Consider the following 8,135-nt stretch of genomic DNA (forward strand, 5'->3'; position numbering starts at 1 on the left):
GGGCTCGGCACAAATGCCGAGGCCGATCACGGGGTCCCGGGTGAGACGCTGTATATCGGCACCAGCGACGCCGAATGGAAAGCGCAGGCGCTATATGGCGCGCTGACACCGCAGACCTATGACAAAGCCCTGCGCGGCAACGGCGTGATGATCCATTGGCGGCGCGGTGACGGAGAGGTGTTCAACGCCGCCACCTGCGAATGGGTCATGGGCCTGACCCGACAGGATGTTCAGGTCGAACGGATCACCCGCAACGTGCTGGATCGTTTCACCGCCTAAAGGGGCAGGGGCCGCCCCTCGGCAATCGCCTCCATCGCGAAATATGAGGTCACACTGTCCAGTTCGACCTTCTCGATCAGGCGCTGATAGACCTTGTCGTATGAGGCCATATCCTGCGTGACGACTTTCAGCTGATAATCGTAGTCTCCTCCGATGCGGTGGAAATCGACCACCTCGGGGATGGTCAGGACATGCCTGCGAAACGCCTGCAACCACTCGGCCGAGTGATGCCGTGTGCGCAGCATCACAAAGACTACAAGGCTGAGCCCCAGCTTTTCCCGCGCGATACGCGCCGTCGAGCCCAGCAGCACTCCATCATCGTTCAACGCCTTCAGCCGCCGCCAACAGGCGTTCTGCGACAGGCCCACGCGATCAGCCAGTTCACGTTGCGACAGGGTGGCGTCCTGTTGCAGCTCTTTCAACAGGCGCGTGTCAATCTGATCTAGTTTTTCCTTCATATCGGATCATATGACACAAAATTTGGGATAATTCAGCAAAAAATGGTGAAATTTATGCGGTCTCAATCAATCATATTGGGATGTGCAATAAGGAGCCCATGATATGACCCTGTCTCAATTTCGCGCCGAGATGAAGGCCGCCGCTCACGACGATACTCTGCGCGATGGGCTGATCGGAGAGAATGTTCTGATCCCGGGTCTGCATGGGGACGTGCCGCTTGTGTATGCGGATTACGTCGCCTCGGGCCGCGCGTTGCGGCAGGTCGAGGATTTTGCGGCTGCGCATGTGTTGCCGTTTTATGCCAACAGCCACACCGAGGCATCCTATTGTGGGTCCTACATGACGCGTCTGCGTCGTGAAGCCCGGGCCGAGATCGCCCGCATCGTTGGCGCAAGGGAAGAGGACGCGGTGATCTTCGCCGGGTCGGGCGCCACAGCGGGACTCAACCGGTTGGTCACCCTGCTGGGAGTGGAAGAGGCTGACCAGCCGGTTGTCTTGATCGGGCCGTATGAGCATCACTCGAACATTCTGCCCTGGCGTGAAAGCAAGGCGCGGGTGATCGAAATTCCCGAGGCCGCCGGGGGTGGGTTGGACCTAATTGCTTTGCAGTCGGCATTGATCGAAACGGCGGATGCGGATTTGGTGATTGGGTCTTTTTCGGCAGCGTCGAACGTGACCGGGGTTATCACCGACCCGGACCCGGTGACGCGGCTATTGAAGAAACACGGGGCGTTGGCCATCTGGGACTATGCCGGGGGCGGGCCGTATCTGCCGATGGATATGGGGCCGCAGGGCGCGCGCAAGGACGCCATCGTGGTCTCACCCCATAAGTTTCCGGGCGGGCCGGGGGCGTCTGGCGTGCTGGTCGTCAACGGCGACGCGGTGCAGCGGCGCTGCCCCAGTTTGCCGGGGGGCGGCACGGTCAGCTTCGTCTCGCCGTGGCGGCACGATTACAGCGCTGATCTGGCCACGCGGGAAGAGGCCGGCACGCCCAATGTCATCGGTGATATCCGGGCAGCCCTTGCCTTTATCGTCAAGGATGCGGTGGGCACGGACCAGATCGGGCGGCGCGATGCGTTGTACAATCAGATGGCGCTGGACGGGTGGGGCGACAATCCGCATCTGACCCTGCTGGGGGCAGATAATCCTCATCGGTTGCCGATCTTTTCCTTCCTTGTGCAGGACGGGGCGGGTCAGCCCGTGCATCAGCAGTTGTTCACCCGGATGCTCAGCGACATATACGGCATTCAGGCCCGGGGTGGCTGCGCCTGCGCGGGGCCTTATGCGCATCGGTTGCTGGGGATCGACCGGGCGACCTCGGACGCTTTGCACGCGGCCTTGTCGGCGGGGGAAGAGATGAAGAAACCCGGCTGGGTGCGTCTGAACTTTTCCTACCTGATGCGCGAAGAAACGGTTCAGTTCATCATCGACAGCGTCAACGACCTGTCATACCGGACCCAGGAATTCGCGCCGTTCTACACCGCCGATCCGGCAACGGCCCGCTTCAAGGCCGCCTGACCGAATTGCCGCTTTTCTCAACCCGTTGAGACAGGTATGAGGGGCACCGAGCAAGGAGCCCCTCATGACCAAGATCATCCCGAAACCCGGCATTATGGACATCGCGCTGTATCAGGGCGGTCAGTCGCATATCGCTGGTATGACCGAGGTGATCAAGCTGAGCTCAAACGAAAACCCGTTTGGCCCCAGCCCCAAGGCGATTGAGGCCGCGCGCGACAGCGCCGCGACCCTGCACCGCTATCCCGGCACTGATCACGCCAGCCTGCGCGCGGCGATTGGTGCGCGGTACGGGCTGGACCCGGCGCGTATCATCTGTGGTGTGGGCAGCGACGAGGTACTGCAATTCGTGGCACGTGCATATGCCGGAGTTGGGGATGAGGTCATCCACACCGAACACGGCTTTTCCATGTACCCGATCATTATCCGTGCGGTTGGTGCGACGCCGGTGATGGTGGCCGAACGCGACCGCAAGGTGGATGTGGATGCCATTCTGGCTGCCGTGACGGGCAAGACAAAAATCGTCTTCGTCACCAATCCGGGCAATCCGACCTCGACCATGATATCCGAGGCTGAACTGGCGCGGCTGGCCGAAGGGCTACCCGAGACCTGTCTGATGGTTCTGGACGGGGCCTATGCCGAATTTGTTGCCGGCTTCGACGGTGGCGCGGCGCTGGTCGACCGCTATCCGAATGTGATCATGACGCGGACATTTTCCAAGATTTACGGCTTGGGCGGGATGCGCGTCGGCTGGGGCTATGCGGCGCAGGATATCATCGACGTGCTGAACCGGATACGCCAGCCCTTCAACCTGTCCCTGACTGCGCTGGCCGCGGCTGAGGCCGCCGTGCAGGATGAGGAATACCTGACCTTCTGCCATGCGGAAAACGCGCGGCTGCGGGTCTGGCTGGTCGAGGAACTGGCAAAGATCGGTGTCCCCTGTGACCCGTCCTGCACCAATTTCATCCTCGCCCGCTTTGCCGACCGGGCCGAGGCCGAGGCTTGCGACGACTACCTCAAAACTCAGGGTTTGATCGTGCGGCGCGTTGCGGGCTACAACCTGCCGAACGCCTTGCGGATCACCGTGGGCGATGAAACGGCCTGCGCCCGCGTGGTTGCAGCCATCACCGCGTTCAAAGGGGGCGCCGCATGAGCCAGATTTACGACCGCGTGGCGCTGATCGGGCTGGGCCTGATCGCCTCGTCCATGTTCTGGGCCATCAAACGCGCCGGGTTGGCGGGTGAGGTCACCGGCTATGCCCGGTCCGAGGCCACCCGCGACACCGCCCGCCGGATCGGATTGTGCGACCGGGTCTGCGACAGCGCGCAAGAGGCCGTGGAAGGCGCCGATCTGGTGGTGCTGTGCGTGCCCGTGGGTGCCATGGGCGCGGTGGCTGCCGAGATTGCACCGTCATTGAAATCGGGCGCGACGGTCACCGATGTGGGCTCGGTCAAGCGCCATGTCATTGAGGCGGTCGGGCCGCATATCCCGGAGGGGGTGCATTTCATCCCGGCCCACCCGCTGGCGGGGACCGAGCATTCCGGCCCGGAATCGGGTTTTGCCGAGCTGTTCGACAATCGCTGGTGCCTGCTGGTGCCGGTCGAAGGGTCGGACGCCGCCGCCATCGCGCGGCTGCGCGCGCTCTGGGAAGGGCTGGGGTCAAATGTCGATGAGATGGACGCCGATCACCATGATCTGGTGCTGGCGGTGACCTCGCATGCGCCGCACCTGATCGCCTACACGATGGTGGGCGTGGCCGACGATCTGCGCCGGGTGACCGATACCGAGGTGATCAAATACTCGGCTGCGGGTTTTCGGGATTTCACCCGGATCGCGGCCTCGGACCCGACCATGTGGCGGGATGTGTTCCTGAGCAACAAGGACGCGACGCTGGAGATTCTGGGCCGTTTCACCGAAGAACTGTTCGCGCTGCAACGGGCGATCCGGACCGGCGACGGGGATCACCTGTTTGACTATTTCACCCGCACCCGCGCGATCCGGCGCGGGATCATCGACGCGGGTCAGGACACGGACGCGCCGGATTTCGGGCGCGGGGCGGCCAGCTGATGCGGTTGCGCTGGGTTCCTGTGCTGATCGGATGCGGGCTGATGGCTGCGGCGTCCCATGCTGCCCCGCCGGAACAGTCGCTGGTTCCGCAATTGCGCCCGGTTGCCGAAGCCCAACCCTTGCCTAAGCTGCGCCCCGTCTTGCGCCCGGCATCGCCTCAGGTGACGGCAGCAGCGGCGCGCCCGTCGGATTTGCCCCTGTTGGGGCCGGATGTCTCGTTGATGCCTTATTCGCGACCCAAGTCGCTGGAACAGCAGGTGTTGTTCGGTAAACGCAAGCGGCGCAAGGGGTCGGTCTGCGGCGATATCGACATTCAGGGCAAGCCGGTGGGCAAGGTGCCCGGCAATATCCGCGCCTGCGGGATCAAGGATGCGGTGCAGATCACATCTGTCTCGGGCGTGATGCTTAGCCGCCCGTCGACCATGGATTGCGGCACTGCGATTGCGCTGAACAAATGGGTCGACAAAACGGTGAAGCCGACCTTCAAACGGCGCGGTCCGGTGGTCGAACTGCAGGTGGCCGCCCACTACGCCTGCCGCACGCGCAACAATCGCAAGGGCGCGAAAATCTCGGAACATGGCAAGGGACGAGCCATCGACATCTCGGGCTTCAAAATGGCGGACGGAGAGGTCGTGACCGTCCTGAACGGTTGGCGTAAGAACCCATCCAAAAGGCAACTGACCAAGGTGTGGCGCGGGGCCTGTGGGCCGTTTGGTACGGTTCTGGGGCCAAACTCCGACCGCTATCACCGCGATCATTTCCATCTGGATACGGCCCGCCATCGGGGCGGACCCTATTGCCGTTAACGCAGGATCAGCCGGGGCGCAGGGCCTAGGGGCAGCGGCCCCAAAGCCACGAATCCGTCGCGGAAGTTCAACTGCAAATCCAGCGCGTTGGGATTGCCGCCAAGCCCTGCCAGAAAGTTCAGCGCCCGCGTGACCGGATCGACCGCCTGATCGGGCAGGGCGCCCGCCGCATTGGCCATAGCGATCATGTCACGCCAGTTTTCGGCCTTGATGGCGATCTCTCCGGTCGGAATGCCTTGCGCGTCCACGTCCAATTCTCCGGCAGCAAACAGGCGCAATTCGCCCCATTTGACCTCGGCCAGCCGCAAGTCGATGGCAACAGGCTGCGGACGACCCTGTTCCAGCGCAGAGCGGTCCCATGGTTTGTCGAAACTGGCGACCATATCCATCTCCAGCGTCTCGAACGCCTGCGGCAGCGAGGTGGCCGAGCGCATCAGGTCGCGCAGATCGTCGCCCGGGGTAAACCCATCGGCGCGGGCGGCGATGACATAGGCGTTGGGGTCTGCGGTCTGCTCCATCACCAGTGCCAGCGTGTCGCCACCTGCGATGGGTTTACGTTCATCGGCGATGGACCACGCACCAGCGGTCAGGGCCATCTTTTCCAGCGTCAGGGCGACACCGGGTTGCAGGTGCAACTCGGCCTGCAACGCATCCCCTTGAATGGTCAAGGTCTGATCGAAATAGGACAGGCGCTGTGGCGTGTCGGCAAAGCGCAGCACCTGACGGCCGGGCCAGATGGCGGGGCTTTGGAATTCGATCCAATCCGCGCTCCATGCGGTGCCGTTGACCGGATCGGCCAGCGCCGGGTTGACCAGCCGTGTCATGTGATGGGCCGGATAGCCCGCGGTTTCCACGCCCGAGAAATCGGCCTGCCAGCCCCGATCCTGCTGCTGGTCGAACCACCCGGTAATGGCCGAGCGCAGCCCGTATCCGGCGATGAACCAATATGCGCTCCATGCCAGCGCCGCAAAAATGAACACTCGTATCAGACGGCGCATAACAAATGGCCCTTTTTCCTGCCTTGGAATTGATGTTTATAGGCGCAAACGGGCAAGGACCAGTGCAATGACGATGTGGGTTTTCGGATATGGATCGCTGCTGTGGAATCCGGGGTTTCCGGTGGCCCGCAGCGAACGCGCCACGCTGCATGGATATGCCCGGTCCTTCTGCATGAGCTCGATCCACCATCGCGGGACCGAGGAAAAACCCGGCCTTGTTTTGGCACTGGACGAACAGGACGGCACCCGTTGCACCGGGCTGGCGCTGGCCGTCGAAGAAGGCCACGAGGATCGCACGCTGGCCGAGCTGCGCGAGCGTGAGCTGATCTCATCGGCTTATGTGGAACGAATGCTGGACGTGCATCTGGACTGCGGTCAGGTGGTCAATGCGGTGACCTATGTGATCGACCCGCATCATGTGCAGTATTGCGGTGGCATGCCGTTGGAGGAACAGGCCCATATCATCGCCCATGCGGTGGGTGGCCGGGGCCCGAACACCGAATACCTCTATAACACTGCCGACCATCTGGCCGAGATCGGTCTGAACGATCCCGACCTTGAGTGGTTGTCGCAACGCGTTCGCGTCATCAGCGGATAAACCCGTGGCGTCATCGGCAGGATTTCGCTAGGCTCTGGCGCAGAGCAGATAATTTTCGGGAAAGACGCGCATGGCGCAGGCACAGCAGGGCGCGAGACCACATTTCTCGCAACCGATCCGTCAGATCTTGATGATGCTGATTGCAATCGGATTGTCGGGGGCGGGCGTGTTCCTGGCGCTGCCTTATGTGCTGCCAGTGGTGCAGGCGAACCTTTATCTGAACGGGTTCATCCTGCTGGTCTTCGTGATCGGTGTTCTGGCGTGTTTCCTGCAGGTGACACAGCTGATCGGCTCGGTCCGCTGGATCGAGGCTTTTGTCGGCGGGGTTGAACGTGACGACACCAGCACGCCGCAATTGCTGGCACCGCTGGCCTCGCTGCTGCGGGCGCGTGGGGCGCGGTCGCAGATCAGTTCCAGCTCGACCCGGTCCATTCTGGATTCCGTGGCCGAACGGATCGAGGAAGAGCGTGAGATCACGCGCTATATCACCAACGTCCTGATTTACCTCGGACTTTTGGGTACGTTCTTTGGTCTCGCCACCACCGTTCCGGCCATCGTCGACACCATCCGCAGTCTGAACCCGCAGGAAGGTGAGGAAGGGCTGGCCGTTTTCAACCGCCTGATGACCGGGCTTGAATCGCAGCTGCAGGGCATGGGCGTGGCCTTTGGCTCCTCGCTGTTGGGTCTGGCCGGGTCGCTGATCGTTGGCCTGTTGGAGCTGTTCGCCGGTCACGGCCAGAACCGGTTCTATCGTGAGCTTGAGGAATGGCTGTCTGGCATTACCCGCGTGGGCTTTGGTGGCTCGGACGAAGGTGGGGCCGAACTGGCGGTGCTGACCCCGGTTCTGGACACGATGGCCGAGCAGATGGATGCGTTGCAGGATATGTTCTCGGCCCAGGAACGTGACCGGGCCGAGGTTTCGGGCAAGCTGGGTCACCTGGTCGATGCGATCAGCGACATGAACCAGCGTCAGGCCCAGTCCGAGGGTGTCACGGCGGCGCTGGAACGGGTGGCGCTGGGGCAGGACGCCTTGCTGGACCACATGCGCGAACATGGCGCGGGCGAGGGGATCGACGCCGAAAGCCGCATGCGCCTGCGGTCGATGGATGTGCAACTGCTGCGTATCCTTGAGGAAATCTCGGCTGGGCGGCAGGACAGCATGAACGAGCTGCGCAAGGATTTCGAACTGCTGGTCAAGGCGCTGACCTTACCGCGGGGCGCCGTGCGGACGCCGCCGGAAGGAGAATAACCAATGGCCCTGTCCCGCCGCACCGGTCAGCGTTTTCAGGGCTCGGTCTGGCCCGGCTTCGTGGACGCGATGACCGGCTTGCTGATGGTGCTGACCTTCGTGCTGACCATCTTCATGGTGGTGCAGTTCGTACTGCGTGAGACGATCTCGGGGCAAGAGGATGA

8 protein-coding genes and 1 pseudogene are annotated in these 8,135 nt (G+C 62.6%); 7 read left to right on the top strand and 2 right to left on the bottom strand.

Going from position 1 to position 8,135, the window contains the following annotated elements; genetic code table 11:
• Positions 1-279 (top strand): annotated as a pseudogene (locus MPJ51_RS13755) (hypothetical protein); the annotation flags it as partial.
• Here the strand turns inward: MPJ51_RS13755 and MPJ51_RS13760 are convergent.
• Positions 276-737: an Lrp/AsnC family transcriptional regulator gene (locus tag MPJ51_RS13760; RefSeq protein WP_298387766.1), complete on the bottom strand. Its 462-nt coding sequence runs from the start codon at positions 735-737 to the stop codon at positions 276-278. The pseudogene MPJ51_RS13755 and the gene MPJ51_RS13760 overlap by 4 nt on opposite strands.
• A 103-nt stretch (positions 738-840) precedes the next feature.
• Between MPJ51_RS13760 and MPJ51_RS13765 the strand changes: the two genes are divergently transcribed.
• The 4 genes from MPJ51_RS13765 (at position 841) to MPJ51_RS13780 (ending at position 5,126) form a co-directional block, all read left to right on the top strand.
• The gene (locus tag MPJ51_RS13765; protein ID WP_298387770.1) at positions 841-2,256 is read left to right on the top strand and encodes an aminotransferase class V-fold PLP-dependent enzyme; all 1,416 of its coding nucleotides are present in this window, start codon (positions 841-843) and stop codon (positions 2,254-2,256) included.
• Between the two features lie 64 nt (positions 2,257-2,320).
• Positions 2,321-3,406, top strand: coding sequence for a histidinol-phosphate transaminase (gene hisC, locus MPJ51_RS13770; protein WP_298387773.1), 1,086 nt, complete (start codon positions 2,321-2,323; stop codon positions 3,404-3,406).
• The gene (locus tag MPJ51_RS13775) at positions 3,403-4,320 is read left to right on the top strand and encodes a prephenate/arogenate dehydrogenase family protein (protein WP_298387775.1); all 918 of its coding nucleotides are present in this window, start codon (positions 3,403-3,405) and stop codon (positions 4,318-4,320) included. Before hisC ends, MPJ51_RS13775 begins: the two co-directional genes overlap by 4 nt.
• Positions 4,320-5,126 carry an extensin family protein gene (locus tag MPJ51_RS13780; RefSeq protein ID WP_298387778.1) on the top strand — a complete coding sequence of 269 codons (807 nt, stop codon included), beginning with the start codon at positions 4,320-4,322 and terminating at the stop codon, positions 5,124-5,126. Before MPJ51_RS13775 ends, MPJ51_RS13780 begins: the two co-directional genes overlap by 1 nt.
• Here MPJ51_RS13780 and MPJ51_RS13785 read toward each other — a convergent pair.
• Complete coding sequence (locus MPJ51_RS13785) at positions 5,123-6,124, bottom strand: DUF2125 domain-containing protein (protein ID WP_298387781.1); 1,002 nt, start codon at positions 6,122-6,124, stop codon at positions 5,123-5,125. The two genes, MPJ51_RS13780 and MPJ51_RS13785, sit on opposite strands and share 4 nt — an antisense overlap.
• A 67-nt stretch (positions 6,125-6,191) precedes the next feature.
• Between MPJ51_RS13785 and MPJ51_RS13790 the strand changes: the two genes are divergently transcribed.
• Together MPJ51_RS13790 and MPJ51_RS13795 are read left to right on the top strand one after the other, a co-directional pair.
• Positions 6,192-6,722: a gamma-glutamylcyclotransferase gene (locus MPJ51_RS13790; protein ID WP_298387784.1), complete on the top strand. Its 531-nt coding sequence runs from the start codon at positions 6,192-6,194 to the stop codon at positions 6,720-6,722.
• 70 nt (positions 6,723-6,792) lie between these two features.
• Positions 6,793-7,971 carry a biopolymer transporter ExbB gene (locus tag MPJ51_RS13795; RefSeq protein WP_298387787.1) on the top strand — a complete coding sequence of 393 codons (1,179 nt, stop codon included), beginning with the start codon at positions 6,793-6,795 and terminating at the stop codon, positions 7,969-7,971.
• Positions 7,972-8,135: the final 164 nt, after the last annotated feature.

This window comes from Ruegeria sp., from assembly GCF_028066395.1.
Taxonomy (GTDB): Bacteria; Pseudomonadota; Alphaproteobacteria; order Rhodobacterales; family Rhodobacteraceae; genus Ruegeria.

Bases quoted from the DNA above. Each gene is read 5' to 3' on its own strand.
- MPJ51_RS13790 (WP_298387784.1), top strand. From the start codon at position 6,192: ATGACGATGTGGGTTTTCGGATATGGATCGCTGCTGTGGAATCCGGGG.
- MPJ51_RS13760 (WP_298387766.1), bottom strand. From the start codon at position 737: ATGAAGGAAAAACTAGATCAGATTGACACGCGCCTGTTGAAAGAGCTG.
- MPJ51_RS13785 (WP_298387781.1), bottom strand. From the start codon at position 6,124: ATGCGCCGTCTGATACGAGTGTTCATTTTTGCGGCGCTGGCATGGAGC.
- hisC (WP_298387773.1), top strand. From the start codon at position 2,321: ATGACCAAGATCATCCCGAAACCCGGCATTATGGACATCGCGCTGTAT.
- MPJ51_RS13775 (WP_298387775.1), top strand. From the start codon at position 3,403: ATGAGCCAGATTTACGACCGCGTGGCGCTGATCGGGCTGGGCCTGATC.
- MPJ51_RS13780 (WP_298387778.1), top strand. From the start codon at position 4,320: ATGCGGTTGCGCTGGGTTCCTGTGCTGATCGGATGCGGGCTGATGGCT.
- MPJ51_RS13765 (WP_298387770.1), top strand. From the start codon at position 841: ATGACCCTGTCTCAATTTCGCGCCGAGATGAAGGCCGCCGCTCACGAC.
- MPJ51_RS13795 (WP_298387787.1), top strand. From the start codon at position 6,793: ATGGCGCAGGCACAGCAGGGCGCGAGACCACATTTCTCGCAACCGATC.